This window comes from Nocardioides sp. DN36, assembly GCF_055380375.1.
The window spans coordinates 3,762,526-3,788,407 of the sequence record NZ_AP043823.1; the positions used below are offsets into that span (position 1 = coordinate 3,762,526).

The 25,882-nt window shown below is 73.3% G+C and carries 29 protein-coding genes; 10 read left to right on the forward strand and 19 right to left on the reverse strand.

Annotation, left to right across the window (positions count from 1 at the left end):
- Window positions 1-35 precede the first annotated feature (35 nt).
- Window positions 36-818, reverse strand: coding sequence for a glycerophosphodiester phosphodiesterase (locus tag ACZ43H_RS19015; protein ID WP_464585524.1), 783 nt, complete (start codon window positions 816-818; stop codon window positions 36-38).
- Between the two features lie 146 nt (window positions 819-964).
- Between ACZ43H_RS19015 and ACZ43H_RS19020 the strand changes: the two genes are divergently transcribed.
- Window positions 965-1,462, forward strand: coding sequence for an N-acetyltransferase family protein (locus tag ACZ43H_RS19020; protein ID WP_464585526.1), 498 nt, complete (start codon window positions 965-967; stop codon window positions 1,460-1,462).
- 59 nt (window positions 1,463-1,521) lie between these two features.
- Here the strand turns inward: ACZ43H_RS19020 and ACZ43H_RS19025 are convergent, their stop codons facing one another.
- Window positions 1,522-2,736, reverse strand: coding sequence for an ATP-binding protein (locus tag ACZ43H_RS19025; RefSeq protein ID WP_464585528.1), 1,215 nt, complete (start codon window positions 2,734-2,736; stop codon window positions 1,522-1,524).
- 197 nt (window positions 2,737-2,933) lie between these two features.
- Complete coding sequence (locus ACZ43H_RS19030) at window positions 2,934-3,221, reverse strand: hypothetical protein (protein WP_464585529.1); 288 nt, start codon at window positions 3,219-3,221, stop codon at window positions 2,934-2,936.
- A gap of 82 nt (window positions 3,222-3,303) precedes the next feature.
- On the opposite strand from ACZ43H_RS19030, the gene ACZ43H_RS19035 reads away from it, so the two are divergent.
- The gene (locus ACZ43H_RS19035) at window positions 3,304-4,170 is read left to right on the forward strand and encodes an Fpg/Nei family DNA glycosylase (protein ID WP_464585530.1); all 867 of its coding nucleotides are present in this window, start codon (window positions 3,304-3,306) and stop codon (window positions 4,168-4,170) included.
- Window positions 4,167-4,523 carry a rhodanese-like domain-containing protein gene (locus ACZ43H_RS19040; protein ID WP_464585531.1) on the forward strand — a complete coding sequence of 119 codons (357 nt, stop codon included), beginning with the start codon at window positions 4,167-4,169 and terminating at the stop codon, window positions 4,521-4,523. Before ACZ43H_RS19035 ends, ACZ43H_RS19040 begins: the two co-directional genes overlap by 4 nt.
- Before the next feature lie 44 nt (window positions 4,524-4,567).
- On the opposite strand, the gene ACZ43H_RS19045 is transcribed toward ACZ43H_RS19040, so the two are convergent.
- From ACZ43H_RS19045 to aat, 4 genes are all read right to left on the reverse strand, one after another.
- Entirely contained in the window at window positions 4,568-5,689 is a 1,122-nt protein-coding gene (locus tag ACZ43H_RS19045) for a phosphotransferase (protein WP_464585532.1), read from the reverse strand.
- Between the two features lie 142 nt (window positions 5,690-5,831).
- Window positions 5,832-6,236 carry a hypothetical protein gene (locus ACZ43H_RS19050; RefSeq protein ID WP_464585534.1) on the reverse strand — a complete coding sequence of 135 codons (405 nt, stop codon included), beginning with the start codon at window positions 6,234-6,236 and terminating at the stop codon, window positions 5,832-5,834.
- A gap of 148 nt (window positions 6,237-6,384) precedes the next feature.
- A complete protein-coding gene (locus ACZ43H_RS19055; protein WP_464585535.1) occupies window positions 6,385-6,858 on the reverse strand; it encodes a hypothetical protein in 474 nt (157 codons plus the stop codon).
- 176 nt (window positions 6,859-7,034) lie between these two features.
- Window positions 7,035-7,712: a leucyl/phenylalanyl-tRNA--protein transferase gene (aat, locus tag ACZ43H_RS19060; protein ID WP_464585537.1), complete on the reverse strand. Its 678-nt coding sequence runs from the start codon at window positions 7,710-7,712 to the stop codon at window positions 7,035-7,037.
- 44 nt (window positions 7,713-7,756) lie between these two features.
- Here aat and ACZ43H_RS19065 point away from each other — a divergent pair, with 44 nt between their 5' ends.
- On the forward strand, window positions 7,757-8,437 hold the full coding sequence (locus ACZ43H_RS19065; protein ID WP_464585539.1) for an EcsC family protein: 681 nt from the start codon (window positions 7,757-7,759) through the stop codon (window positions 8,435-8,437).
- Here the strand turns inward: ACZ43H_RS19065 and ACZ43H_RS19070 are convergent.
- The 6 genes from ACZ43H_RS19070 to ACZ43H_RS19095 form a co-directional block, all read right to left on the reverse strand.
- Window positions 8,398-9,612: a hypothetical protein gene (locus tag ACZ43H_RS19070; protein ID WP_464585541.1), complete on the reverse strand. Its 1,215-nt coding sequence runs from the start codon at window positions 9,610-9,612 to the stop codon at window positions 8,398-8,400. The genes ACZ43H_RS19065 and ACZ43H_RS19070 overlap by 40 nt on opposite strands.
- Window positions 9,609-10,760, reverse strand: coding sequence for a hypothetical protein (locus tag ACZ43H_RS19075; RefSeq protein ID WP_464585543.1), 1,152 nt, complete (start codon window positions 10,758-10,760; stop codon window positions 9,609-9,611). Before ACZ43H_RS19075 ends, ACZ43H_RS19070 begins: the two co-directional genes overlap by 4 nt.
- Window positions 10,757-11,848: a hypothetical protein gene (locus tag ACZ43H_RS19080; protein WP_464585545.1), complete on the reverse strand. Its 1,092-nt coding sequence runs from the start codon at window positions 11,846-11,848 to the stop codon at window positions 10,757-10,759. The genes ACZ43H_RS19075 and ACZ43H_RS19080 overlap by 4 nt, the downstream gene beginning before the upstream one ends.
- Window positions 11,845-12,816 (reverse strand): hydroxymethylglutaryl-CoA lyase, encoded by a 972-nt coding sequence (locus tag ACZ43H_RS19085; protein ID WP_464585547.1) that lies wholly within the window; start codon window positions 12,814-12,816, stop codon window positions 11,845-11,847. Before ACZ43H_RS19085 ends, ACZ43H_RS19080 begins: the two co-directional genes overlap by 4 nt.
- 31 nt (window positions 12,817-12,847) lie before the next feature.
- Window positions 12,848-14,782 (reverse strand): acetyl/propionyl/methylcrotonyl-CoA carboxylase subunit alpha, encoded by a 1,935-nt coding sequence (locus ACZ43H_RS19090; protein ID WP_464585549.1) that lies wholly within the window; start codon window positions 14,780-14,782, stop codon window positions 12,848-12,850.
- 121 nt (window positions 14,783-14,903) lie between these two features.
- Window positions 14,904-16,463 (reverse strand): carboxyl transferase domain-containing protein, encoded by a 1,560-nt coding sequence (locus tag ACZ43H_RS19095; protein ID WP_464590872.1) that lies wholly within the window; start codon window positions 16,461-16,463, stop codon window positions 14,904-14,906.
- An 86-nt stretch (window positions 16,464-16,549) separates the two neighbouring features.
- Between ACZ43H_RS19095 and ACZ43H_RS19100 the strand changes: the two genes are divergently transcribed.
- Window positions 16,550-16,963 (forward strand): VOC family protein, encoded by a 414-nt coding sequence (locus ACZ43H_RS19100; protein ID WP_464585551.1) that lies wholly within the window; start codon window positions 16,550-16,552, stop codon window positions 16,961-16,963.
- 97 nt (window positions 16,964-17,060) lie between these two features.
- Here the strand turns inward: ACZ43H_RS19100 and ACZ43H_RS19105 are convergent, their stop codons facing one another.
- The 4 genes from ACZ43H_RS19105 to ACZ43H_RS19120 are packed head-to-tail and all read right to left on the reverse strand — an operon-like array spanning window position 17,061 to window position 19,804.
- Entirely contained in the window at window positions 17,061-17,228 is a 168-nt protein-coding gene (locus ACZ43H_RS19105; RefSeq protein ID WP_464585553.1) for a hypothetical protein, read from the reverse strand.
- Between the two features lie 46 nt (window positions 17,229-17,274).
- On the reverse strand, window positions 17,275-18,120 hold the full coding sequence (locus ACZ43H_RS19110) for a sulfite exporter TauE/SafE family protein (protein ID WP_464585555.1): 846 nt from the start codon (window positions 18,118-18,120) through the stop codon (window positions 17,275-17,277).
- Window positions 18,117-19,496, reverse strand: a complete 1,380-nt coding sequence (locus tag ACZ43H_RS19115) for a rhodanese-like domain-containing protein (RefSeq protein ID WP_464585557.1) — start codon at window positions 19,494-19,496, stop codon at window positions 18,117-18,119. Before ACZ43H_RS19115 ends, ACZ43H_RS19110 begins: the two co-directional genes overlap by 4 nt.
- Window positions 19,496-19,804 (reverse strand): rhodanese-like domain-containing protein, encoded by a 309-nt coding sequence (locus tag ACZ43H_RS19120; protein WP_464585559.1) that lies wholly within the window; start codon window positions 19,802-19,804, stop codon window positions 19,496-19,498. Before ACZ43H_RS19120 ends, ACZ43H_RS19115 begins: the two co-directional genes overlap by 1 nt.
- A gap of 106 nt (window positions 19,805-19,910) precedes the next feature.
- On the opposite strand from ACZ43H_RS19120, the gene trxA reads away from it, so the two are divergent.
- The 4 genes from trxA to ACZ43H_RS19140 are packed head-to-tail and all read left to right on the forward strand — an operon-like array spanning window position 19,911 to window position 21,565.
- Window positions 19,911-20,282 carry a thioredoxin gene (gene trxA, locus ACZ43H_RS19125; protein ID WP_464585561.1) on the forward strand — a complete coding sequence of 124 codons (372 nt, stop codon included), beginning with the start codon at window positions 19,911-19,913 and terminating at the stop codon, window positions 20,280-20,282.
- The gene (locus tag ACZ43H_RS19130; RefSeq protein WP_464585563.1) at window positions 20,282-20,677 is read left to right on the forward strand and encodes a DUF302 domain-containing protein; all 396 of its coding nucleotides are present in this window, start codon (window positions 20,282-20,284) and stop codon (window positions 20,675-20,677) included. The genes trxA and ACZ43H_RS19130 overlap by 1 nt, the downstream gene beginning before the upstream one ends.
- A 3-nt stretch (window positions 20,678-20,680) precedes the next feature.
- A complete protein-coding gene (locus ACZ43H_RS19135; RefSeq protein ID WP_379182191.1) occupies window positions 20,681-20,944 on the forward strand; it encodes a metal-sensitive transcriptional regulator in 264 nt (87 codons plus the stop codon).
- Between the two features lie 24 nt (window positions 20,945-20,968).
- Window positions 20,969-21,565 (forward strand): SACE_7040 family transcriptional regulator, encoded by a 597-nt coding sequence (locus tag ACZ43H_RS19140; RefSeq protein WP_464585566.1) that lies wholly within the window; start codon window positions 20,969-20,971, stop codon window positions 21,563-21,565.
- A 222-nt stretch (window positions 21,566-21,787) separates the two neighbouring features.
- Here ACZ43H_RS19140 and ACZ43H_RS19145 read toward each other — a convergent pair whose 3' ends face one another.
- The gene (locus ACZ43H_RS19145) at window positions 21,788-22,465 is read right to left on the reverse strand and encodes an SWIM zinc finger family protein (RefSeq protein WP_464585567.1); all 678 of its coding nucleotides are present in this window, start codon (window positions 22,463-22,465) and stop codon (window positions 21,788-21,790) included.
- Entirely contained in the window at window positions 22,462-25,254 is a 2,793-nt protein-coding gene (locus ACZ43H_RS19150; RefSeq protein WP_464585569.1) for a DEAD/DEAH box helicase, read from the reverse strand. Before ACZ43H_RS19150 ends, ACZ43H_RS19145 begins: the two co-directional genes overlap by 4 nt.
- Before the next feature lie 87 nt (window positions 25,255-25,341).
- Here ACZ43H_RS19150 and ACZ43H_RS19155 point away from each other — a divergent pair, with 87 nt between their 5' ends.
- The gene (locus ACZ43H_RS19155) at window positions 25,342-25,830 is read left to right on the forward strand and encodes a glutathione peroxidase (RefSeq protein ID WP_464585571.1); all 489 of its coding nucleotides are present in this window, start codon (window positions 25,342-25,344) and stop codon (window positions 25,828-25,830) included.
- The last annotated feature ends 52 nt before the right edge of the window (window positions 25,831-25,882 follow it).

The window sequence follows — 25,882 nt, forward strand, 5'->3', positions numbered from 1 at the left end:
ACCTATACGGCGCCCGCGGCGACCCGGCAACCGGCTCAGCGCTCGCCCAGCAGCTCGAGCATGTACGCCGGCCGGTCGCTGATCACCGCGGTGACCCCGAGGTCGAGGCACAGCTGCAGCTCGGCGGGGGTGTTGACCGTCCACACGTGCATCTGGTGGCCGGCCTTGGCGATCCGGCGGCCGAGCTTGGGGTGGTCCTGCAGCTCCTTGATGCCCGGGCCCACGATCCAGCTCTCGCCGATGACGCCACGCAGCATCGGCCAGTACTGCGCCCGCTCGAGGAGCTGGACCAGCTGGATGCCCGGCGCCAGCCGCTCGATGCGCTGGAGGGCTGTCCACGAGAAGCTCATCACCCGGACCGGCGCACCGGGGACGTCCCAGCCGAAGTCGCGGAGCAGGTCGACCACGCGGCGCTCGACCAGGCCGGCGTAGCGGGTGGGGTGCTTGGTCTCGATGGCGACCTCGACCGGGCGGTCGTAGTCGGCGACGGTCTCGAGCAGCTTGCGCAGGGTGAGCACCCGGTCCAGGTCCTCGTCGCGCTCCGGCGCCTCGTCGTCGAGCTCGGACCACGGGTGCTTCCACGAGGCGAAGTCGAGCTCGTCGAGGTCGGCGAGCTCCATCGTCGAGACGATGGCGCGGGTGGCTGCGGTCCGTCGCAGGTTGCGGTCGTGCACGCACACCAGGTGCCCGTCGGCCGTGAGCCGCACGTCGCACTCGAGCGCCTCGGCGCCGTCGTCGAGGGCGGCGAGGTAGGCCCCGAGGGTGTGCTCGGCTTTGTCGTGGCTGGCGCCCCGGTGGGCGACGACCTGCGGCCTCATGGGCGTCATTGTGTCCGGTCCGGCCACAGGAGCGGAGGGAGGATCGCGGGCGGCACCCCCGCTTCCCACCGGCCGGCGATCCCTCGGGCTGGGGACGAGGGCCCGATCCGGGCGCGCGCGGACCCGTCGCGACGTACCTTCCCCGTGTGAGCCTCGAGCCGGTGACGCCCATGCCGTCGGTCCACCTGCGCCCGGCGACCGACCACGACATCGCCTTCCTCACCGACGTGGTGATCGTGGCGACCAGCGCCCAGAACCGGCTACCGGCCGACTTCGACGAGCACGCGTGGCGGACCAGGTTCACCGCCTGGACCGCCGCGCAGGTCACCGGAACCCCGCCGCCGGGCCTCGAGCACAGCACGACGTACGTCATCGAGATCCACGGCGAGCGGGCCGGCCGGCTCCGGGTGGTGCGGACCCCTGGCTTCGTCGAGGTCGCCGGCATCCAGCTGCTGCCCGCCCACCAGGGGCACGGGATCGGGACGCACCTGATCGAGCAGCTCGTCGTCGAGGCGCACCACGCCGGCCTGCCGGCCCGGGCCACCGTGCAGCACGACAACCCGCGCGCCCGCGCCCTCTACGAGCGGCTCGGCTTCGTGGTGATCGGGGAGGAGGACGGCGAGGCGCTGCTCGAGGCCCGCTGAACGAGTCGTGTGCCTGAGCACGCGCCCAGGCGCGTTCTGAGGCACACGGCTCGCAGCGCTCAGGCGTGCTGGCGGAGGTACCGCCCGAAGTGGGGCACGGTGAAGGCGATCCGGCCGCGCTCCCCGGAGTAGATCAGGCCCTTCTTCAGCAGCGCGTCGCGCGCCGGGGAGAGGGACTGCGGCTTCTTGCCGAGCGCGGCCGCCACGTCGGACGTCGGCACGCTCTGGATCTCGTCGAGCTCCTCCTCGCCGCGCTCCGCGATCTCGACGGCGGCGTCGGCCATCGCCCGGAGGTACTCCCGCTCCCCAGGCGTCGCCCGTTCGTAGCGGCTGCCGAAGAAGCCGACCGCCAGCTCCCGCTCGGCCTCGGGCGCGGCCACCGCGACGTCCTCGGCCGTGATCGGCGAGCGAGGCGCGAGGTCCCAGACGACCTTGCCGTAGGCCTGGATGAAGTAGGGGTAGCCCCCGGTCGCGGCGTACATCGCCGCCAGCGCGTCCTCGGCGTACGCCGCGTCCTCGTCCTCGGCGGGCGCGCTCAGCGCGCGGTCCGCGGCCTCGCGGGCCAGCCGGTCGATGCGCTGGTAGCGGAAGAGCCGCTCGGAGTAGGACTTGCTGGCCGAGAGCACCGCCGGCAGGTGCGGCAGGCCGGCGCCGACCACGATCACCGGCAGCCCGGACTGGCTGATCTCGTGGCAGGCGGCGCACAGCGCCGACACGTCGTCGGGGCCGAGGTCCTGCATCTCGTCGATGAAGACGCCGATGCCCTTGCCGACATCGCTGGCCAGCCCGCCGAGCTCGGTGAACAGCTCGACCAGGTCGATCTCGATGTCACCGGAGTCGGCGCGACCCTTGACCGCGGGCACGTCGATCCCCGGGCTCCACTGGTCTCGGAGCTTCGCCGCCGGGCCGGCCTCGCGCTGGGCGAAGGACTTGATCACCCCCAGCACGTGGTCGACGTCGTCGGCCTGCGGGTGGCCGAGCTCGCGGACCGCCTGGTGCAGGGCGCTCGACAGCGGCCGCCGCAGCCCCTGGTCGGGCCGGGCCTCGAGCTTGCCGGTGCCCCAGCGACGGCGTACGGCCGCCGAGCGCAGCGCGTTGAGCAGCACCGTCTTGCCGACGCCGCGCAGGCCGGTCAGCACCAGGCTGCGCTCGGGACGCCCCTTGGCCACCCGCTCCAGCACGATGTCGAACGCCTGCAGCTGCTCGTCGCGGCCGGCGAGCTCGGGCGGGCGCTGCCCGGCCCCGGGCGCGTAGGGGTTCCTGATCGGGTCCACGCCTAGGACCGTATCGGGGTCTCTAGCGTGAACCGTAGATTTCCCTCGCGTGGCGTAGAACCAGCGATAGTCCGGCACGTTTCTGACGTCGCCGGGCGGCGAGCACGTCAGGAACGTGCCGGACTACCCCGTTGCCCGTCAGAAACGTGCCGGACTATCCATGGCGCACCCCGTCAGAAACGTGCCGGACTATCTCGTCAGGCGGGGTGGGAGACGCGCGGGATGACGCGGGTGTCGTGGGGGCCGCGGGAGCGGTGGCCCAGGGAGACGTCGTACGCCGAGTCGAGGCCGGCGCGGAGCAGGTCGATCAGGTCGGGCACCTCGTCGACGGCGAGCCGGAAGGAGCCCGAGCACACGTTGTCGCGCCAGAGCGAGAGCACGACCAGCCCCGACTCGTGGTGCCAGGAGACCCGGAGCGCGCGGTCGCCGCCACGGGCGTCGAGGAAGATCGACCCCGTCTCCGGCAGTGGTCGCGCGGTGGCCATGCCTCCATGATGCCCCTCGCCGGGCGGCCGGACCAGAGAATCGGCAGGCCCGCTCCCACGCGCGCGGCCTACACTGGCGCGCGTGCCCGAGCTGCCCGAGGTGGAAGCGCTGGCCCTGGACCTGGGGAGCCGGCTGCGGGACCGTGCGATCGTCAAGGTCCACGTCGCCGCGTTCAGCGCCCTGAAGACCTTCGACCCGCCGCTCTCGGCCCTCGAGGGCACGTTCGTGGAGGGCGTCACCCGGCACGGCAAGTATCTCGACATCCAGACCTCCGGCCTGCACGTCGTGTTCCACCTGGCCCGCGCCGGCTGGGTGCGCTGGCGCGACGAGGTCCCCACGATCCCGCCCAAGCCGAGCAACAAGTCACCGCTCGCCGTGCGCATCGTGCTCGACGACGGCGCCGGGCTCGACGTCACCGAGGCCGGCACCCGCAAGAGCCTGGCGATGTACGTCGTGCGCGAGCCCACCGACGTGCCCGGACTGGCCAGCCTCGGCCCGGACCCGCTCGCCGACGAGTTCACCATCGACGTGTTCCGGGCGATCCTCGAGCGCGAGGGGCGCAAGCAGATCAAGGGCGTGCTGCGCCACCAGGGCACCATCGCGGGGATCGGCAACGCCTACTCCGACGAGCTGCTCCACGCCGCTCGGATGTCGCCGTTCAAGCCGGCCAACAGCCTCGACGACACCGAGCTCCAGACGTTGTACGACGCCGTACGCACCGTGCTCGGCGACGCGGTCGAGCGGTCCCGCGGACTGGCGGCCAGCGAGCTGAAGGGCGAGAAGAAGTCCAACCTCGCCGTGCACGGGCGCACCGGCCAGCCCTGCCCGGTGTGCGGCGACACCGTCCGCGAGGTCTCGTTCGCCGACTCCAGCCTGCAGTACTGCCCCACCTGCCAGACCGGCGGCAAGCCGCTCGCCGACCGCCGGATGTCCAAGCTCCTCAAGTGACCGGAGACGCCACCATGCACCACCAGATCCCGACCGTGACCGTGGAGGGTGTCCCCGACCCGATCCCCGACGGGGTGGTGGTCCTCGACGTGCGCGAGCCGGTGGAGTGGCAGCACGGTCACATCGAGGGCGCGCTGCACATCCCGCTCATGCAGCTGCCGCAGCGGCTGGCCGAGCTGCCCGTCGGGCAGACCCTCGTGGTGTGCAAGATCGGTGGCCGCTCCGCGCAGGCCGTCAGCTACCTGGTGCAGCAGGGGATCGACGCGGTCAACCTCGAGGGCGGCATGGTCGAGTGGGCCGGTGCCGGCCGGCCCATGGTCAACGAGAACGGCGGCCCCCCGCACGTGGTGTGAGTGATCCGCCGCGCCTGCCCGTGTCCCCGGCACCGGCTCCCGGGTCAGGCGCCCCGGTCGGGCAGCCGGGCCAGGGACTCGTCGACCGTGTCGTCGAGGAGCACCACGAACCGGGCCATGGCGCTGACGAAGTCGGCGGGCTGCCAATCCGCTCGCGCGCAGACCAGCTGCATGAGCCCGGGGTCGCGCACCAGCCGGGGTAGGTTGGCGACGGCTCCGAGGAACCGCGCCGGCGCCGCCAGCGCGATGGTCGCCAGCACCTGCACCGGATCCCCTGGCCAGCCCTCCGACAGCAGGCCGTCGACGTAGGCGCCACTCAGCACACGCAGCAGCTCCGGAAACGCCTCCACCGGTCGGTAACGGTCACCGATGAGGGTGCCGACCAGGACCGCTACATCGGCGCCGACGACACCGCCCCCGGCATGCGCCCAGTCCAGCAGCACCAGCTCGCCGTCGTGCTGGATGAAGATGTTGGCCGACCAGAAGTCGTGGTGGCACAGCACCTGCGGGGCACCCTCCAGCCGGTCCAGGACGAGCGGCATCCTCTCGAACAGCCGCCGGCTGGCCGCGCGCTCGACCTCACCGACCACCCCCTCGAGATCGGGGTGGTCGAACGCCGCGACATCCTCGAGGACGTCCTTCAGCCCGAGTCGCGGAGCGACGATCTCTCGCAGCGTGTTCGCAGACCACGGTGGCCCTGCCGGGGCCGGGGCATGCGCCTGGGCGCGACCCAGGGCGTGGCAGGTGCGGCGGAGGTCAGCATCGGACAGGTCACGGTCATGACGACCCGGCACGTCCTCGAGCCACAGCAGCACCCGGTCCTCGGCGTCTCGGCGGTGCACCAACCGGGGCATCCGCAGCCCCACGGGCAGGAGGTCCGCGACGCCGCGCGCGTACAGGTCGGCCTCACGACGCCAGAACGTGAAGCTCGAGGGGACGAACGGATCGCCCTGCAGGCCCGGCGCACGTACCTGTTCGGCCTGCACCACCTTGAGCACGCAGGAGGACGTCCTTCCCTCGAATCGCCACAGGCCTCCCGTCGTGGCCAGCGCGGAGAAGTAGTCCAACCGGCGCGCGGTCCACGGCCCGGGGTCGTCGAGAGCCCGGGAGACGGCGTACATGTCGGTCTCGGTGACCGGCGCGGCGTCGTACGCGCGGCTGCTCACGGGTCGCAGTGTCCCACGAGTCGACCCCGATGACCGGTCCCGAATCAGCTGTCCCGGCGAGCACACGCAGGTCGTCTTGGCCCGGACGCGGCAGGGGCGGGCGGCCTCCCGGCCGCCCGCCCCTGCTCCCGGGAACGCGTCGTCACTCGGTGGAGTCGCCGCAGGTCTTCGTGACGTACTCGTCGAACGCGTCGACCTGCTTCTGCTCGTCGTCGCTCAGGTCGGAGTCGAGCTTCTCGACCTCGTCCTGCGACGCGTCGTCGTCGAGGTCGCCGATCTTCTGGATCTCGGTCTCGAAGCCCTTGCGGGCGTCGTCCGGGATCCCCTCGGGGGTCCCGGTCTCCTCGAGCTTGTCCGCGGCGGACTTGATCGCCTTCACGATGTCGGAGTCCTTGGCGTTCTCGTCGAGGTCCCCCATGTCCTTGGCGATGTCGTCGAAGGTGCCGCAGAAGTCGGCCTTCGAGGCGTCCTCCGGCGGCCCGCCACCACAACCCGCGGTGGTGCCCGCGGTCAGCACCAGGCAGGCGGCGATCAGTGCGTGCTTCATGCGTTCTCCTTTGTCGGTCCGTCTCGGAGGACACCCTCCCCCGTCCGACCGGATTCATGCGCACCGGGCCGGACCGGCCGCAGACGTGCCGCAGGGCCACCGTCCGGGGAGGACGGTGGCCCTGCGGCTCACCAGGAGATGCGGTGGGTCAGCTGGCCCCGCCGGACGGGGACTCGGTGCCCTGCGACGGGCTCGAGGCGCCCGCGGCGCACGCCTGCCCGGCGTACTGCAGGAACGACTGGACGCTCAGCTGCTGGGCCTTGCTCAGGTCGGGGTCCTTCATCGTCTGGAGCTGCTTGGCCGTGAGCTTCGGGTCGATGTCCTCGAGGACCGAGACGTAGGTCTCGAAGCCCTTGCGGGCGTCGGCCGGGATGTCGGAGGGCGTGCCGGCCTGCTCCAGGCTCTTGGCGAACGCGACGACGTCGGCGCCGGTCTTGATCGAGGATCCCGAGGTGAGCGCCGAGCAGAGCTCGGTCGCCGAGGCGTCGGTCGGGGCGCCGGACGGGCTGCTGCTCGAGCTCGCGGAGGAGGCGTCGGCGTCACTGGCCGAGTCGTTGCCTCCACAGCCGGCGGCGACACCTCCCAGCGACAGCAGGGCGGCGGCGATCAGGGCGTGCTTCATGAGGTTCGGTCCCCTCTTGGGAGTCGATGTCGGCAAGTCGTCGACTGTGCCACGTGAACCTGACCCGTTCCTGAGGAGCCCCCCCGCCTGGGCGAGGGACGTGACGCATCACACCTGTCAGGGAGAACTGGCACCTGTCAGGGGGCGCACCACCCGACACGTGCCGGTTTCACAGGTCAGCCGGTGAAACCGGCAGGCTCCGGCACGCCCAGCGCGACCCGCAACCGGCGCAGGTACGCCGTCCGGCTCACCTCGACGACCCCCAGGCTGGCCAGGTGGGGGGTGCTCCACTGCACGTCGAGCAGCCGGTCCGGGGCGTGCTCGTCCCTCAGCAGCCCCACCAGTCCCACGAGCGCCACCTTGGAGGCGTCCCGGACCCGGTGGAACATCGACTCGCCCGCGAACAGCCCGCCGATCGAAACGCCGTACAGCCCGCCGACGAGCCGGCCGTCCTGCCACGCCTCGACCGAGTGCGCCCAGCCGAGCTCGTGCAGGCGCCCGTAGGCCGTCTTGACGTCGTCGTCGATCCAGCCCTGGGCCCGCCGGGGGTCGGCGCAGGCATCCACGACCTCGGCGAACGCCGTGTCCACGCGGATCTCGAAGTCGCGGGCCGCCCGGCGCAGCGAGCGGGACACCACCAGGCCGTCCAGCGGCAGCACGCCGCGGCGCACCGGGCTGAACCAGTACGTCGGGTCGCCCTGCGAGCCCGAAGGCATCGGGAAGAGCCCCCGCCGGTAGGCCGCGAGCAGCGTGCCCGGCTCCAGGTCGGCCCCGATCGCGACCAGGTCGTCGGTGGGGTCGTAGTCGGTGGGGTCCCCGAAGGCCCAGCCCGACGGCGGCGGTTCGATCGGCACGGCGCCCACCGTAGTGGCCATCACCCCGCCCCTAGGATCGAGGCATGAGCGCGAGCAGCAGCATCGGGAAGCGGCTGGCCCCGAAGATCCCCGACGCCCTCCCCGGCGTGACCACGGCGTTCGTCCGGGAGGCGCTGCACCGCGCCATCCACGGCGTCGGCCCACTGCCACCCGCCGCGCACGCCGCCGAGAAGCAGCTGGCCGAGCAGCACGGCGACGTCGGTCGTGCCGTGCACGAGGTGATCGAGAACCACGTCCGGTACGCCGGCGCGCAGGGCTTCGCGACCAACCTCGGCGGCCTGGTCACCGCGGCCGTGCTGATCCCGGCCAACATCACCGGGCTGGCACTGATCCAGTCCCGGATGATCGCCGGCATCGCCCACCTCCGGGGCTACGACCTCACCGACCCCCGGGTGCGCAACGCCGTGCTGGCCAGCCTCCTGGGCGAGGACCAGATCGAGCAGCTGGTGAAGAAGCGGCGCCTGCCCGCGCCCCCGATGGCCCTGGCGACCGCGCCGCTGCACGACCCCGACCTGGACCGGATCATCTCCGCGGAGGTCGCCTCCGACATGATCGCCCGGGTCGCCGGCAAGCGCCTCGCGACGACGGTGGGCCGGCGGGTCCCGGTGGTCGGTGGCCTGGTCGGCGCCGGCGCGGACGGCATCTCGACCTGGCGGATCGGCCGCTACGCCGACCGGGAGCTCCTGCCCCGCGCCACCCGGTAGGCCTTGAGCAGGGCGCGCCCGGCCGGGCTGGCCCGCAGCCGGCGCACGGTCTTCTCCCGGAGTCGGTACGTCGGGCGGAGGTAGGCCCGCTCGAGGGACCGGTGGGCCTGGTCGAGCTCGCCGGCCAGCCGTTCCTCGACGTGGCGCAGCCGCGCGTTCTCCAGCAGCAGCGCCGAGATCGCGTCCAGCGCCGCCCCCGCGACCTGCTTCTCCCGCGGGCGGTCCGGGTCGGACCAGTGCTGCGGCGCGGGCGGTCCGGTCAGGTCGGCGAGGTCGCCGACCACGTCGTACCCCCGCTTGTCGATCTCCTCCGCCCAGGCCCGGCCCAGGTCCTGGGCCCAGGGGTGCACGGCCGGGGGCAGTGCCAGCCGGGGCGAGCCGGCGCGTCGCGACAGGGTCTGGTGGGCCAGCAGCTCCCGCACCAGCGGCCGGTAGTCCGGCGGGTCGAGGTCGCGGTTGACCGAGAGGTTGATCCGTCGCAGCAGCGCCGTCTCGGGCACCCCCAGCGAGGGGTTGGCCCGCTCCGCCTCCAGGTCGAGGTCGAGGCCGTCGAGGCCGAACGCCCGGCTGAACCGCTGCCACAGCAGCGTCGGCGGGCCGCCCGGCGGCGGGACCGTCACCAGGTGGATGCGCTCGGGCGGCAGGTCGTGGCCCCACCGGTCGAGGATCTCGGGCACCTCCTGGACGCCCCAGAACCAGGCGGCGATCCGGCTCTCCCGGCGCGGGTCCCGGATCTGCTCGATGAACCTGGCGTAGCTGATGGTGCTGCGGTGCTTGACGTTCTCCTGCCACTCCGCGGGGATCTGGCGGACCAGGTCGCGCACGGACAGCACGATGTGGATCTCGGTGCCGTCCCCGTGGCCCAGCGACTCCAGCGCCCGTCCCACCTGCGAGCGCGAGGCGGTCGCGAGGATCTCGTGGCTGATGATCGAGGTGCCGTGCGCGCGACGGACCCGGGCAGCGAGCTCGTCCCACGCACCGACCGCCTCCGCCTCCAGGCCTCCCCAGGGCAGCCGCATCAGGTCGAGCGCCGCCAGGAAGTGCGCGTCGAACCGGTGGGCGGGGTAGTGGATGCCGTGGGCGCGCAGCATGCGCCGGTTCCGGAACAGCACGTCCTGGAGGTACGACGTGCCCGTCTTGGGGGTGCCGACGTGCAGGAGGACCCGCTTGGTCACCTCGTACTCCCCTCGTCCTCGACGATCCCGTGCCCGTTCAGCCCGGCGGCCGTGTCTTCGTCGAGCAGCAGCCGGAGCGCCAGCTCCAGCACTCCCGCTTCGGACGGCTCGACACCGGCCCTGGCCCGGGGCAGCAGCCCGTCCGGATCACCGTGCACAGGGTAGCCAGCACGCAGCAGCCCGTCCCGCACCCGGCAGGCGTGGGCGTGCACCCAGGCGTGGTGCCGCTCGGGGACGGCCGCGGGCGGGCCCCCGAGCGCGACCAGCCGGGGCCGCAGGACCTCCCGGAGCAGCTCCTCGCGACGACGGGGTACGACGAGCAGGCCGAGCACCGCGGCCACCCTGCGGGCCAGGTCGGCCGAGTCCGCGGACACGGGCGCGGCATCCAGCGTGAGGCGGCGTACGCCCACCAGCCGCGGCAACGCCGACAGGTCGAGCACGATCTCCACCGGTCGGCCACCGGAACGGGCCGTCCAGTCCCGGGCGATCGTCAGCAGGTCCGCCCGCGGCGGCAGGCGGTCGTGACGGGCCAGCGTGTCCAGCCAGCGGGCCCACGACGCGCCGCCGACCTCGAAGCAGCGGTGCTCCCAGACGTCGGCCAGGAGCTGCCCCATGTCCGTGCCGAGCAGCAGCACCGTGGCACGACGACCGCCGGGCGGCCGGCCCCGCGCGACCAGCTGGGCGCGCAGCGGCTCGGTGAGGGCCGGGTCGCCGCCGAGCCGGTAGCGCGTGCGCCAGGGCCGCACCCAGCCGGGCTGCGGCACCGCGGCGTGCGCCGCGGGCCCGGCGGCGACCACGTCCTCGGCCAGCAGGCTCGACGCCACCCGGAGCAGCTCGTCGTCGGGCAGGTCGCACGGGTCCACCGGCGGCGGGCCGAAGCGACGTGGGGCGACCGCGCCGTCCAGCTCGAGGTCGGGCCGTCCACGGCCGGGTGCGGAGGCGGTCAGGACCCGGCCCACCAGCGTGGTCGAGGGTCGACCGGCACGGTTGAGCCGCCGCAGCAGCTCCAGCTGCTGCGCCCCCGGGAGAACCTCTCCGCCCGCGGGGCCGGTCCCCGCCCACTCGCGCCACGGGGTGGTCCCCCCGTCGCGCAGGTGGCCCACCCACCCCCAGGCTCGGCGTACGCCGGGGGTGTCCTCGTCGCTCACGACCTGCGCAACCGCTCGACGGCGCGGGTGCGGACCCGGCGGACCAGCTGGCGCTCGGGGTCCGGCCGGCTGGCGGCCTCCTGCGTCATCGCGGCCAGCGCGTCGAGGGAGGCGCGCAGCTGCTTCTTGGCCCCGATCTTGTCCGGGTTGCGCCACCTCTCCTCGTCCGCAGGACGGAGCGGGCGCAGCTCCTCGACGTCGCCGACGACGTCGACGCCGCTGCCCCGCAGCCACTCGATCCAGCGCTCCGCCTCGGCCTCGGCCCAGGGGAACCGGTCGGGAGGCAGCCGCACCGGCGGCGAGGAGCGCCGGACCAGCTGGTCCTGGGCGAGCATCTGACGGATCAGCTCGTCGTACGTCGCCTCGCGCCGGGTCGCCCGCTTGATCCGACGGTTGAGCTGCCGGAGCACCTGGGTCTCCGCGGTGCCGAGGGAGCGGTTGGCCTGGTCGCTGTCGACCGGGGCCCACGCGGGGTCGATCCCGGTGGCCCGGCAGAAGCGGTCCCACAGGGTGTCGCCGACCGCGCCCGGCCGCGGGACGGTCAGCACGTGGATCCGCTCGGGCGGCAGCCCGGCGCCCCACGTCTCGAGCACGTTCGGCAGGTCGAAGGCCCGGAAGAACCACGAGTCGCCGCGCTCGCAGCGGTTGAGGAAGCTCTTGTAGGACCACTTGCGGCCCTGCTTGATGCTCTCCTGCCACGCGGCCGGCACCTGACGGGCCAGGTCGCGGGCGGAGTAGACGACGTGCACCTCGCTGCCGCGCAGGTCGCGCATCGCCCGGGCGACCTTCTCGGGCGAGGCCGGCGCCAGGATCTCGTGGCTGACGATCACGCTGCCCGAGCTGCGGCGCACCTTCTTCACCAGGGCGCGCCAGGCGCCCGAGGCGTGCCCGGGCCGGCCGCCCCAGTCCTGACCCAGCAGGTCGAGGGCCGCCCGGAACTGGAAGAGCGCGGGGCTGACCAGCGGCGAACCGGTCGGCACGTGCACGCCCTGCTCGGCGAGCGTGCGGGTGTTCAGGCCGAGCCGGTCCTGGACGTAGGTGGTGCCGGTCTTGGGCGCGCCGACGTGGAGGTAGACGACCCGGCTCATGCGCCCGATTCTGCCGCACCCGCTGTCGCGGCCGGGGCGAGGGCACGAACCACGGCGGAGGGGCTGGGTCGGCCCAGGTGGCCGGCCATCCAGACGCTGGCCGCGGCGACCTCCTCGAGGTCGACACCGGTCTCGATGCCCAGGCCCCGCAGCATCCACACGAGGTCCTCGGTGGCCAGGTTGCCGGTGGCGCTCTTGGCGTACGGGCAGCCGCCGAGGCCGCCGGCGCTGGCGTCGTACGTCGTGATGCCGGCCTGCAGCGCCGCATAGGCGTTGGCGAGCGCCTGGCCGTAGGTGTCGTGGAAGTGCATCGCGAGCTGGTCGGTGCCCATGCCGGCCGCCACGAAGGCGTGGACCAGCGCGGTCACGTGGCCGGCCGTGCCGACGCCGATCGTGTCGCCGAGGCTGAGCTGGCTGGCGCCGAGGTCGAAGAGCCGCTTCCCGACACGCACGACCTGCTCGACCGGGACCGAGCCCTCCCACGGGTCGCCGAAGCACATGCTGACGTAGGCGCGGACGTCCAGGCCGTGCTCGCGGGCGCGGACCACCGTCGGCTCGAACATCGCGAACTGCTCGTCGAGGCTGCGGTTGAGGTTCTTCTGCGCGAACGTCTCGGTGGCCGAGCCGAAGATCGCGATGTGCCGCACGCCCAGCTCGAGCGCCCGGTCCAGGCCGCGGTCGTTGGGCACCAGCACCGGGCAGCCGCGGCCGGCGTCGCCCAGCATCGTCATCAGCTCGGCGGCGTCGGCCAGCTGGGGCACCCACTTCGGGTGCACGAAGCTGGTGGCCTCGACGATCGGCAGGCCGGCGGCGAGCAGGCGGCGTACGAACTCGGCCTTGACCTCCGTCGGGACCAGCGTCTTCTCGTTCTGCAGGCCGTCGCGGGGGCCGACCTCGTAGATCGTGACCCGCTCGGGCATCGCGGCGACCGGCGTGACGCCGGCGGGGACGACGGTGGGGGTGCGCATCAGCTCTCTCCTCGGGGCGAGCGGGGGGACGTCATCCGTCCGCCCCGGCTTCGTGCGGCTCGACCAGGAACAGCCGGGCGCCCAGCGCCACCTGGTCGCCGGCGGCCGCGTCGACCGCGGTGACCGTGCCGGCGAACGGCGCCTTGAGGCTGAGCTCCATCTTCATCGCCTCCATCGCGCCGAGGAGGTCCCCCTCCGCGACCGTCTGGCCGGCCTCGACCCGGACGTCGAGGACGGTGCCGGGCATCGGCGCCATGATCGCGCCGTCCCCGGCGTCGTGGGCGTGGTCACCGAAGACGTCGGGCCGCTCGAAGACGAAACGCTGTCCGCGGTGGACGGCCTCGACGACGTGCGGCTGCACGTTCACCACGGCCTGCTCGCGGCGGCCGTCGATGACGAGCACCGCGACGTGGTGGGCGGCGGAGAGCTGCCGGACCTCGTGGTCGCCGACCCGGCCGCGGGCGCGGTCGACCGGGACGGTCTCGTCGAGCTCGACCAGGATCGGCGCGGGGTCGGCTCCGGAGCGCCAGCCGTCGGCGTGGAACGGGTGGCCCGGCTCCTGCTCGGCGACGAGCATCGCGCTCACCCAGGCCACGAAGACTCGGGCGAGGTCGCGGGACGGCTCGGGGACGGTGTTCCGGTCCAGCCAGGCGGTGTCGATGCCTGCGTCGCGGAACTCGTCGCTGGCGACCAGCGCGCGGAGGAACCCGGTGTTGGTGGTCAGGCCGAGGACCGCGGTCTCGTCGAGCGCCGCGACCAGCGCACGGCGGGCGCTCTCGCGGTCCGGCCCGCGGGCGATGACCTTGCCGAGCATGGGGTCGTACGACGTGCTGACGACCTGTCCGCTCTCCAGCGCGTGGTCCACGCGGACCCGCTCGGGCCAGCGCACCAAGGTGGCCGTGCCCGCCTGCGGCAGGAAGCCGCCGAAGGAGTCCTCGGCGTAGACCCGCGCCTCGATCGCGTGCCCGGACAGCGCCAGGTCGCCCTGGCTGAACGGCAGCGGCTCGCCCGAGGCGACCCGCAGCTGCAGCTGCACCAGGTCGACGTGCTCGCCGACGATGCCGGTCGCGCGCTGCTGCGGGGAGGTGCACACGACCACGGACTCCGTCACCGGGTGCTCGACCTGCAGGCGGGTGTTCATCTCCAGGAAGTAGACGTCCCCGGTCGTGTCGTCGAGCAGGAACTCGACGGTGCCGGCGCTCTCGTAGCCGACGGCGGTGGCCAGCGCGACGGCCGACTCGGTGACCACCCGGCGGGTCTCGGCGGTGATCGTCGGAGCGGGGGCCTCCTCGAGGACCTTCTGGTGACGTCGCTGGGTCGAGCAGTCGCGCTCGAAGAGGTGGACCACGTTGCCGTGGGCGTCGGCGAGCACCTGGACCTCGATGTGGCGGCCGCGCTCGACGTACTTCTCGACCAGGAGGGTGTCGTCGCCGAACGAGCTCGCGGCCTCGCGGCGCGCGGCGGCCACGGCCTCGGCGTACGCCTCCGGCTCACGGACCACCCGCATGCCCTTGCCGCCGCCACCGGCCGCGGCCTTCACCAGCACCGGGAAGCGCATCTCGGAGACCGGGTCGTCGACGGAGTACGCCGGCACCACCGGAACCCCCGCCTTGACCGCGACCTCGCGCGCGGCGTCCTTGCGGCCCATCTGCTCCATCACGTCCGCGGACGGGCCGACCAGCTTGATCCCCGCGGCCTCCACGGCGCGCGCGAACTCCGCGCGCTCGGACAGGAAGCCGTAGCCCGGGTGGATCGCGGCCGCGCCCGTGGTCCGGGCGGCGGCCACGACCTCGTCGATGTCGAGGTAGCTGCCGACGCGGACGGCGTCGTCGGCCTCGCGCACGTGCAGCGCGCTGCGGTCGAGGTCGGAGTAGATCGCGATGCTGCGCACGCCCACGGCGCGGCAGGCGCGGATCACGCGCAGGGCGATCTCGCCACGGTTGGCGATGAGGACTGAGTCGATCATGTGCCTGCCTTCGTTCCGCTGTTTCGACGCGCCCCGTGCGGCCTCGTGCCTCGGTCGCAGGGCTTGCTCAACCTGGTCTCGCTCACGCGTCGCGCTCGTTCCTCGCACGCCACTGCGAGCCTCACATCCTGAAGATGCCGTAGGAGGGCTCGGGGAGCGGCGCGTTGGCCGCGGCCGCGAGGCCCATGCCGAGGACGCGGCGGGTGTCGACCGGGTCGATCACGCCGTCGTCCCAGAGCCGCGCGGTGGAGTAGTACGGCGACCCCTGGTGCTCGTACTGGTCGCGGATCGGGGCCTTGAACTCCTCCTCCGCCTCGGGCGACCACTGCTCGCCCCGGGACTCGATGCCGTCCCGCCGGACGGTGGCGAGCACGCTCGCGGCCTGCTCGCCGCCCATCACCGAGATCCGGGCGTTGGGCCACATCCACAGGAACCGCGGGTCGTAGGCGCGTCCGCACATGCCGTAGTTGCCGGCGCCGAAGGAACCGCCGATGACGACGGTGAACTTCGGCACCACCGAGCAGGCGACCGCGGTGACCAGCTTGGCGCCGTCGCGGGCGATGCCGCGGTTCTCGTACTCGCGGCCCACCATGAAGCCGGTGATGTTCTGCAGGAACACCAGCGGCACGCCGCGCTGGTTGCACAGCTCGATGAAGTGCGCGCCCTTGAGCGCCGACTCGCTGAACAGGATGCCGTTGTTGGCCACGATGCCGACCGGGTAGCCGTGGATCCGGGCGAAGCCGCAGACCAGCGTCTCGCCGTACAGCTTCTTGAACTCGTGGAAGCGGCTGGCGTCCACCACCCGGCGGATCACCTCCCGCACGTCATAGGGCGTGCGGGTGTCGGTCGGCACGACGTCGTAGAGCGACGCGGGGTCCTCGTGGGGCTCCTCGACCTCGTGCTGCGCGATCGAGGGAACCGTGGGGCGCTCGAAGGTCGCGACGATGCTGCGCACGATCGCGAGCGCGTGGGCGTCGTCCTCAGCGAGGTGGTCGACCACGCCGGAGGTGCGGGCGTGCACGTCGCCGCCGCCGAGTTCTTCGGCGGTGACGACCTCGCCGGTCGCAGCCTTCACCAGCGGCGGCCCGCCGAGGAAGATCGTGCCCTGCTCCTTGACGATCACCGTCTCGTCCGACATCGCCGGGACGTAGGCGCCGCCGGCGGTGCAGGAGCCCATCACGCTGGCGACCTGGGGGATGCCGCGCGCGGAGAGGTTGGCCTGGTTGAAGAAGATCCGGCCGAAGTGCTCGCGGTCGGGGAAGACGTCGTCCTGCATCGGCAGGAACGCGCCGCCGGAGTCGACCAGGTAGAGGCAGGGCAGCCGGTTGTCGGCGGCGACGGTCTGCGCGCGCAGGTGCTTCTTGACCGTCATCGGGTAGTACGTGCCGCCCTTGACGGTCGCGTCGTTGGCGACGACCACGCACTCACGGCCGCTCACCCGGCCGATGCCGGTGACGACGCCGGCGCTCGGGACGGCCTCCTCGCCGTCCGTGGCGCCGTACATGCCGGTCGCCGCGAGGGGGCTCAGCTCGAGGAACGGGCTGCCGGGGTCCAGGAGCCGGTCCACCCGGTCGCGGACCAGCAGCTTGCCGCGGTCGGTGTGCTTCTTGCGCGCGGCCTCGCTGCCGCCGCGACGGGCCACCGCCAGGCGCTCGCGGAGGTCGTCGACCAGCTCCTTCATGTCGCTCACCCCGTCAGGTTAGCGATCGTTAACCCCGGCGTAAACCCGGTGCCGACGAGGCCGGTCCCCTGCCAGAGTGCGGGTCGATGAGTGACTCGACGAGAACACCTGACCCTGCCCCCGCGACCCCCGGACTGCGCTGGCAGTGCGTGTGCGTGGACTCCACCGACCCCGCCCGCGTCGCCGGCTTCTGGCAGCAGGCGCTGGGCTGGCGGCGTACGCACGAGACCGACGCGGAGATCGTCCTCGAGCCGCCCGCCGGCAGCCCCGAGGACGGCGTCTCCCCCGACCTGCTCTTCCTGCGGGTGCCGGAGGACAAGGCGACCAAGAACCGCCTGCACCTCGACCTGCGCCCCGTCGACCAGGCGGCCGAGGTCGAGCGCCTCGAGTCGCTCGGCGCCCGCCGGGTCGACGTCGGTCAGCAGGACGTCTCGTGGGTGGTCATGGCCGACCCGGACGGCAACGAGTTCTGCGTGTTGCGGGCCCTGCCGGTCGGCTGAGACAGCCACTTGTAACGCTCCGTTAAGGGCTCTGGTGCTCCTCTGTGGCGGAGCACCTGTCTCCCTAACGGAGCGTTACAAGTTCGGGGGCCTCCGCTCAGCCGCGCCCGGTCAGCCGGCTCCACAGGCCACCGGAGCGCTCCGGCTTGGCGTGGCCGGGGCAGCGGTCGGAGGCGGGTACGCCGGCGAGGACCTGGTTGACGTGCATGCCGCAACCGGCCCACGTGGTCTTGCCGCAGGTCTTGCAGACGACGGGTCGGCACATGGTGTTTCTCCTTCGGATCGGGATCGGGTGTCGGGATCGAGTGGTGTCAGGCGAGGGCGGGCAGGGCCTGGGCGGCGGAGGCGACGGCCACCGCGACGACCAGGCCGGAGAAGGCGGCGGCGAGCCTGCGGGTGTCGGCGCGGGCCGCGACCCGGGCGCCGACGACGCCGCCGACAGCGGACGCCGCGGTCAGGAGCAGGACCAGGCCCCAGTCGGGATGGGTCCCGGACCCGGCGCGGACGGCGAGCGCCACCGCGCTGGTGATGGTGATGACGACCAGGGAGGTGCCCGCGGCGTACTCCATGGGGAGCGCCAGCGCGAGCACCAGCGCCGGGACGACGAGGAAACCGCCACCGACCCCGAGGAAGCCGGTCAGCAGGCCGACCGCCGTGGCGGTCACGAGGACCTTCAGGGCGCGCGGGCACTGGCAGGCGAAGGTCGGGGCCCCGGCAGCATTCAGGCGTAGCGAGACGATGGGGTCGTCGAGCGTGGCCCGACGGACGTCGCCCGTGTCCGCTCGGCCGCGGGATCGGACCTGGCGCACCACCATCAGCACCCCGACCACGAGCATCAGCGCCGAGAACGCCGCCAGCAGCACGGGCTCGGACACGTGTGCCGAGGCCTTGGCCCCCGCGACCGCGCCCCCGACCGTGACCAGTCCGAAGGCCACTCCCCGGCCGAGCAGCACGTTCCCCGCGCGGTGCGCCGTGACCGCGCCGAGCAGCGAGGTCACGCCGACCACGACCAGCGACCCGGTCGTCGCCTGGGCGGGGCTCTGCCCCAGGGCGTAGACCAGCACCGGCACGGCGAGGATGGAGCCGCCACCGCCGAGCGCACCCAGGCTGAGCCCGATCAGCGCGCCGGCGACGACGGCGAGGACGACGAGAGTCACGCCTCGGGTCCCACCAGGTGGAGTCCGACCTTCTCCGCGTTCTCGAAGGAGTCGTCGACGGCGACCAGCGTGCGGCCCGCCGCGTCGAGCACCGAGGCCGCGACCGAGGCGCGGTAACCGCCCGCGCAGTGCACCCAGACCTCGCCGGCCGGGACCTCGCTGAGGCGCCCGGTCAGCTCGTGCAGGGGCACGTTGACCGCGCCGTCGATGCGGGCGGCGTCGTGCTCCTCCGCCCGGCGTACGTCCAGGACGACCACCTCGCGATGGTGGCGCACCTGGGCGAGGTCGGCGAACGTGGCCGTCGGGAAGCTGGCCAGGTCGTCGGTCGTCCAGTCCGCGGGGCCACCCGTGGCGTGGGCCTCCGGGCGGTCGATGCCGATCCGGACCAGCTCCCGCTGCGCCTCGGCGACCGCCTCCGGGGTCTCTCCCAGCAGGGTCAGCGGGGTGCCCCAGGCGATGAGCCAGCCGAGGTACGTCGCGAAGCCGCCGTCGAGGCCGAAGTTCAGCGTGCCGCGGACGTGGCCGGCGGCGAAGGCCGTGCGGTTGCGCAGGTCGACGACCCACTCACCCCCCTCGATCCGCTTGCGGAGCTCGTCGGGGTCGGCCACGCCGGGCAGGCTCAGGTCCGGCTCGGCGGGACCGGCGGCGTTCGCCGGCGCCATGTGCGCGTAGTACGCCGGCCAGGCCCCGAGCCCGGCGAGCAGCTCGGCGACGTACGTCTCCTCGTCCTGGGTGAGGACCGGGTTGACCTGCCTCTCCTGTCCGATCGTCGACTCCGTCGCCTCGGACTGCGTCGCGGAGCAGAAGGAGCCGAAGCCGTGGGTCGGGAAGACCCCGGCCTCGTCGGGGAGCAGGTCTGCCAGCCGGTGGACCGAGGCGTGCTGGTGCCGGACCAGGTCGTGGGTGTGCGCGGGCCCGAGCAGGTCGGGCCGCCCGGTGGCGCCGTACAGCAGCGAGCCACCCGAGAACACCGCCACCGACTCGTCGAGGTTGGCGTCCTCGTCGGCGAGCGCGTAGGCGAGGTGGGTGAAGGTGTGGCCCGGCGTGGCCAGCGCGGTCACCCGCATCCGCCTCCCCACCTCGACCCGCTGGCCGTCGCGAACCGGGGTCCGCTCGAAGGAGACCTCGTCGGCCTCGTTCACCAGGTACGCCGCGCCCGTGCGCCGCGCCAGCGCGAGGCCGCCGGTCACGTAGTCGTTGTGGATGTGGGTCTCGAAGACGTGGGTGAGCCGCACGTCGTGCTCCGCGAGGAGATCCAGCACCCGGTCGATGTCGCGCTGCGGGTCGACCACGAAGGCGACCTCGCCGTCGTGGACGAGGTAGCTGCGATCGCCCAGGGTCGGGGTGTCGATCGCCAGGATCGTGAGGCCGGGCATCACAGCCCGCTCTCCAGCGGGCGACCGGAGGTCGCCCAGGCCGAGGTGCCGCCGAGCACGTTGACGGCATCGAAGCGGCGGGCGGCGAGGACGTCGGCCATCGCGCCGCTGCGGTTGCCCGAGGCGCAGATCAGGTGCACCGGAACCTTCCGGTCCAGCTCGTCGAGCCGCGAGGTCAGCTGGCCCATCGGGATGAGGACCGCTCCCGGCACGTGGCCGGCGGCGTACTCCCTCGGCTCGCGCACGTCGACCAGCACCCCGCCCTCGTCGAGGACCGCGTCGAGCTGTTCCACGTCGATCTCACGCATCCGAACCCTTCCTCGAGTCTTGATAGATACCCCTGGGGGTATGTACGCTGTTCACGATAACACCCCGGGGGGTATTGTCAAAGGGACTTCGAGAGAGGGGCAGGCCATGGCCGCCAACACGCTGACCGCAGAGAACTTCGAGCGCACCGTCGTCGAGAACGACATCGTCCTGGTGGACTTCTGGGCCTCCTGGTGCGGACCGTGCCGCCAGTTCGCGCCGGTGTACGAGGCCGCGTCCGAGGTGCACACCGACGTCTACTTCGGCTCGGTCGACACCGAGGCGGAGCAGGCGCTCGCCGGCGCTGCCCGGATCACCTCCATCCCGACGCTGATGGCCTTCAAGGAGGGGGTCCTGGTCTTCTCGCAGCCCGGCGCGCTGCCCGCGACGGCGCTGGAGCAAGTGATCGCCGCGGTGCGTGACCTCGACATGGACCAGGTCCGGGCCCAGATGGACGCCGCCGACGGGCAGGGGTCCTGATGGGCTACACCCTGCAGGCCACGGTCCACCGGTCCTACGACCGCACCGTGGCCGACGTGCGGGCGGCACTGGCCGACCAGGGCTTCGGCGTGCTCACCGAGATCGACCTCCGGGAGACGCTGAAGGCCAAGCTCGACGTCGACGTCGCGCCGCACGTCATCCTCGGCGCCTGCCGGCCCCAGCTGGCCCACCAGGCGTTGCAGATCGACCCCGCCATCGCGACCGTGCTGCCCTGCAATGTGGCGGTCCGCTCTGTCGACGCGGACACGACGGTCGTGGAAGCCTTCGACCCCGACGCGATGACCCGGCTCGCCGGGGACGCACTCTGCGACGTCGCCGCCGACGCCCGGCAGCGCCTGACCGCCGCCCTCGCCACCCTGACCCAGGAGAGCTGACCCATGGAGCTGGACCCCCAGGAGATGACGCCGGTCATCAACCGCATCAAGCGCGCGCAGGGGCAGCTGGCCGGCGTCCTGCGGATGCTCGAGGAGGGCCGCGAGTGCGAGGACGTCGTGACCCAGCTGGCAGCGGTCTCCCGGGCGCTGGACCGCGCCGGCTTCGCCATCGTGGCGACCGGGCTGCAGCAGTGCCTGACCGAGGGCGGGGGCATCGACGACGTGGACGTGAAGAAGATGGAGAAGCTCTTCCTCTCGCTCGCCTGAGTTAACGAGCGCTAACCTTCAGGCGTGACCACCGAGGCCGAGCGGGACCCCCGCACCCGACGCGAGCAGATCCTCGCGACGGCGGCCGAGCTGTTCGCGGCCCGTGGCTTCCACGGCGTGTCGGTCGCCGACCTCGGGGCCGCGTGCGGGATCTCCGGCCCGGCCCTCTACAAGCACTTCGCCTCCAAGGACGCCGTGCTCGCCGAGATGCTGGTCTCGATCAGCCAGGAGCTGCTCGGCGTCGGCCGAAGGCGGGTCACCGCCGCCGCCGGCCCGGAGGCGGCGCTGGCGGCGCTCGTCGACTGGCACGTCGACTTCGCACTGCGGCACCGGCCGCTGATCGTGGTGCAGGACCGCGACTGGCAGTCGCTGCCGCGCGAGGCCCGCGAGCAGGTCCGCAGCCTGCAGCGCGAGTACGTCGACCTGTGGGCCGACCAGCTCCGCCGAGTCCACGACGACCTCGGGCAGGACCGGGCCCGGGCGATGGCGCACGCAGCGTTCGGGCTGATCAACTCCACGCCGCACAGCAGCCTGCTCCCCGACGCCCCGATGCGCGGGCTGCTGCAGGAGATGGCGCTGGGTGCACTCGGGATCTCGGAGCACCGACCCGTCGCTTCTTGACGCAGGGAGACGTCGACCCGTCGCAACTTCACCGCGTGGCGCGTCGACCCGTCGCAACTTCACCGCGTGGCGCGTCGACCCGTCGCTGCTTCACCGCGTGGCGCGTCGACCCGTCGCTGTTCGACAGCTCGGCCCGTGAACCTGCGACAGGTCGACGACCTCCAGGCGTGAACCTGCGACAGGTCGACGACCTCCAGGCGTGAACCTGCGACAGGTCGACGATCAGAAGAGGTGGTCGACCGGCTGGTCGGCGTCCTCCTCGAGCAGCCGCAGCAGCAGCGCCGCCCGCAGCGCCGCGTCGAGCCCCGCGTCGAGGTCGTCGGAGCCCTCCGACGCCCCCGCGACCTCCGATCCCGCGTGCAGGCGGGCCAGCAGCTCGTCGCGCGGCAGCCCGCGCAGCTGCAGCAGGACGAACGGGTCGGCCTCGATGAGCCAGGCCAGCTGCGAGAGCACCGCGATCGCGTGCACGCACGGGTCCACCCAGGCCGAGCAGGTGCAGTCGGTGCCGAGCTCGCCGCCGTAGGGCAGCAGCTCGACCCCGGCCTCCTCCGCGTGCTCGACCAGGGGGTGCGGGAGGTCGCCGGCCAGCAGCGCCGCGACCCGTCCCGACTCCGCCGCCACGGTCTCGACCAGGCCGGCGCCGGCCGCCTCGTCGAGCACCGGCAGCGTGCCGGACACCGTCCACAGGCCGTCGCCGTCCTCGACGGCCGCCACGAACCGGCCGACGTCGGTGGTGATCCCGCCGACGTGCCCCGCCCGGGCCAGGGCCCGGCCGGCCACCAGGTCGCGGTCGGAGTACGCCGCCTCCTCGACCGCCCGTGCCCACGCCCGTCCCCACCAGGTCGTCGCCCGCGCGGCGCCGCGTCTGGCCGGCAGGGCAGGGTGGACGACGGCGGTCACGCCTCACCACCCGGGTTGTCGCTGTGCCGGCGCAGGGTGACCAGGTCGCGCAGGTCCTCGTTGCTCAGCTCGGTCAGCGCCGCCTCACCGCGGGCCAGCACCGAGTCGGCCAGGGCGCGCTTGCGGGTGAGCAGCTCCGCGATCCGCTCCTCGATCGTGCCCCGGGTGATCAGCCGGTGCACCTGCACCGGCCGGGTCTGCCCGATCCGGTAGGCGCGGTCGGTGGCCTGCTCCTCCACCGCGGGGTTCCACCAGCGGTCGAGGTGGACGACGTGGTCGGCCCGGGTGAGGTTCAGGCCGGTGCCGCCGGCCTTGAGCGAGAGCAGGAAGACCGGCACCGCTGGCCCGGCGGCCGGGTCGTCGGGGCCGGCCTGGAACCGGGCCACCATCGCCTCCCGCTCCCGGACCGGGGTGCCGCCGTGCAGGAACTGGTGGGGCACGCCGGCGCGGGTGAGGTGCTGCTCGAGCAGGCGCCCCATGGCGACGTACTGGGTGAAGACCAGCACCGCGCCGTCCTCCGCCAGGACGGTGCCGAGCAGCTCATCGAGGAGGTCGAGCTTCTCCGAGCGCCCCGACAGCCGGCCGGTCGACTGCTTGAGGAAGTGGGCCGGGTGGTTGCAGATCTGCTTGAGGCCGGTGAGCAGCGCCAGCACCAGACCGCGACGCGTCTCCTCGTCGGCGCGCTCGATGCGGTCCATCGTGTCGCGCACGAAGGCCTCGTAGAGCACGACCTGCTCGCGGGTGAGGCTGATCAGGTGGTCGGTCTCGGTCTTCGCCGGCAGCTCGGGCGCGATGCCCGGGTCGGACTTGCGGCGACGCAGCAGGAACGGGCCGATCAGCGCGGCGAACTGACGCGCCTTGGTCGGCTCGAGGCCGGACTCGATCGGCCCGGCCCACACCTTGCGGAACGCGTTGCGACTGCCGAGCAGGCCGGGCGTCGTCCAGTCCAGGATCGCCCACAGCTCGGTCAGGTTGTTCTCCACCGGTGTGCCGGTCAGCGCCACCCGGGCCGCGCTGGGGATCGCCCGCAGGTGGCGGGCGGTGGAGGAGCGCGCGTTCTTGACGTGCTGGGCCTCGTCGGCGACGACCAGGTCCCAGCCGACCTCGGCCAGCGCCTCGTGGTCGCGGCGCATGGTGCCGTAGGTCGTGAGCACGAAGCCGCCCTCGAGTCCTTCGAGCGAGCGCCGGCCGCCGTGGAAGCGGCGTACGGCGACCCCGGGCCCGAACCGCTCGATCTCGGCCTCCCAGTTGCCGAGCAGGCTGGCCGGGCAGACCACCAGCGTGGGACCGACCGGCCGGCCGGCGACCGCCCCCTCCGCGACGCGGTGCAGGTGCAGCGCGATCAGGGTGACGGTCTTGCCGAGCCCCATGTCGTCGGCGAGGCAGGCCCCCAGGCCCAGGGAGGTGAGCTCGACCAGCCAGGTCAGCCCCTGCTGCTGGTATCCCCGCAAGGTGGCTTCGAGGCCGGGCGGCGCGGGCACCGGCTCCCGGGTCGCGGCCGACAGCAACTGCTCCCGGACCCGGAGCAGGCTGGCGCCGACGACCACCGGCTCCGGCGAGGAGTCCTCGGCGCCCGCAGGGCCGACCTCGGCGACGCCGGTGAGCGCCGCCGCGACGGCCTGAGCAGGCTTGACGGTCCGGATCAGCCGGCGGCGGGCCTTGCGGGCCACGGCGGGGTCGACGACGGTCCAGCTGCCGCGCAGCTTGAGCACCGGCGCCGCGGCGGCCGCCAGCTCGTCCATCTCCTCCTCGGTCAGCGGGTCGCCGTGCAGCGCGACCTGCCAGCTGAAGGCGAACAGGGTGTCGGGGCCGAGCAGCCCCGGCACCAGCTGCGCCTCGCGCGGGGCCTGCGGAGCCCGGTCCAGCACCGCGGTCGTGGTCAGGTCCCGACCCAGCGAGCGCGGCCAGAGCACGTCCACGCCGCGCTCGCGCAGCGCCCCGACGCCGTCCTCGAGCAGGCTCACCAGCTCGTCGCTGTCGAGCGTGATCTGGTCGGGCACGCGCAGCTCGAGCAGCCGGTCCAGGACCGGCCAGGCGTCGGCGGCGGCGCGCAGGGCGATGCTGGCGTGGGTGCGGGCCCGGTCCCCGAAGCCGTGTGCGGCCCCGGGCGCACCATCGGCCCACAGCAGGGCCGCGTCGCAGACGTGGAGCGGGTTCTGGGCGTCGTGGACCTGCAGCACCAGGCGCACGGCCCCGGCGACCAGCTCCTCCTCGTCGGCCTCGACCCGCAGCGAGAGCGCGACCAGCTGGGGACCGTCGGCGGCGCGCTGCCCGTCGATGCGGGCCTGCAGGCGCGCCGCGAAGTCACCCCTGGGCGCCGGGCGTCCCCGCCCGTCGGAGGAGGTGCCCGCGGACCCGCCGGCCCGGCGGCGGGCCCCGGTGACCGGGGCGCTGCGGGGCATGGCATCGGCCACGGCGTCCAGCAGGCCGCGGACGACGTCCTCGGCGAGGTCCTCCCCGAGACCGTCGTGCTCCCGCGCCCTGGCCAGCATGGCGACCCGGTCACGGTCGGCGTCGTCCAGCGGCGCGACCCGCCAGGAGGGCGTCGACCCCTCGGCCGGCTCGAACTTGCCGGCCGCCACCAGCCGCATGCCGAGCAGCGCGGCGCCGGAGAGCAGCGCGACGCTGGGGTGCAGGTCGTCGCGCGCGTGGGCGCGGGTGAGCACCGGCAGCGCTGCGCGGATCGGCAGCGCCACCGTCCGGCGGTCGTCAGTGAACTCGACGACCCCCTCGCGGGGCGGGTCGCCGGGTCGGAAGGTCGCCGGACCGGTGACGGGAACGAAGCTCAAGCGCAGACCTCGGGAGGCGGGGTGGGGACTCGACGGTAACGACCGGTACCGACGACGGGTTCCCCCGCGCTCGTAGACTCGCCCCCCATGAGCATCCTCGACGCCCCCATCGCCCGCCTGGACGGGACGCCCACCACGCTCGGCGAGATCACCGGCGGGCGCCCGGCGCTGCTGGTCAACGTCGCGAGCAGGTGCGGGCTGACCCCGCAGTACACCGGCCTCGAGCAGCTCCACGAGAAGTACGCCGACCGCGGGTTCACCGTCGTCGGGCTGCCGTGCAACCAGTTCGGCGCCCAGGAGCCCGGCAGCTCGGAGGAGATCGCAGAGTTCTGCTCGGCGACGTACGGCGTGACGTTCCCGATGACCGAGAAGGTCGAGGTCAACGGCGACGGCCGCCACGCCGTGTACGCCGAGCTGGTGGCCGCGCCCGACGAGAAGGGCTCGACGGGAGACATCACCTGGAACTTCGAGAAGTTCCTGGTCGACGCCGAGGGCACGGTGGTCGCCCGCTTCTCCCCGCGCGTCGAGCCGGACGACGAGCTGGTCGTCGCCGCGGTGGAGGACCTGCTCGCCTGAGGCGGATCCACGGCTGGCCAGGGGTCGGCGTGACCGACCGCACTCCGGGCGT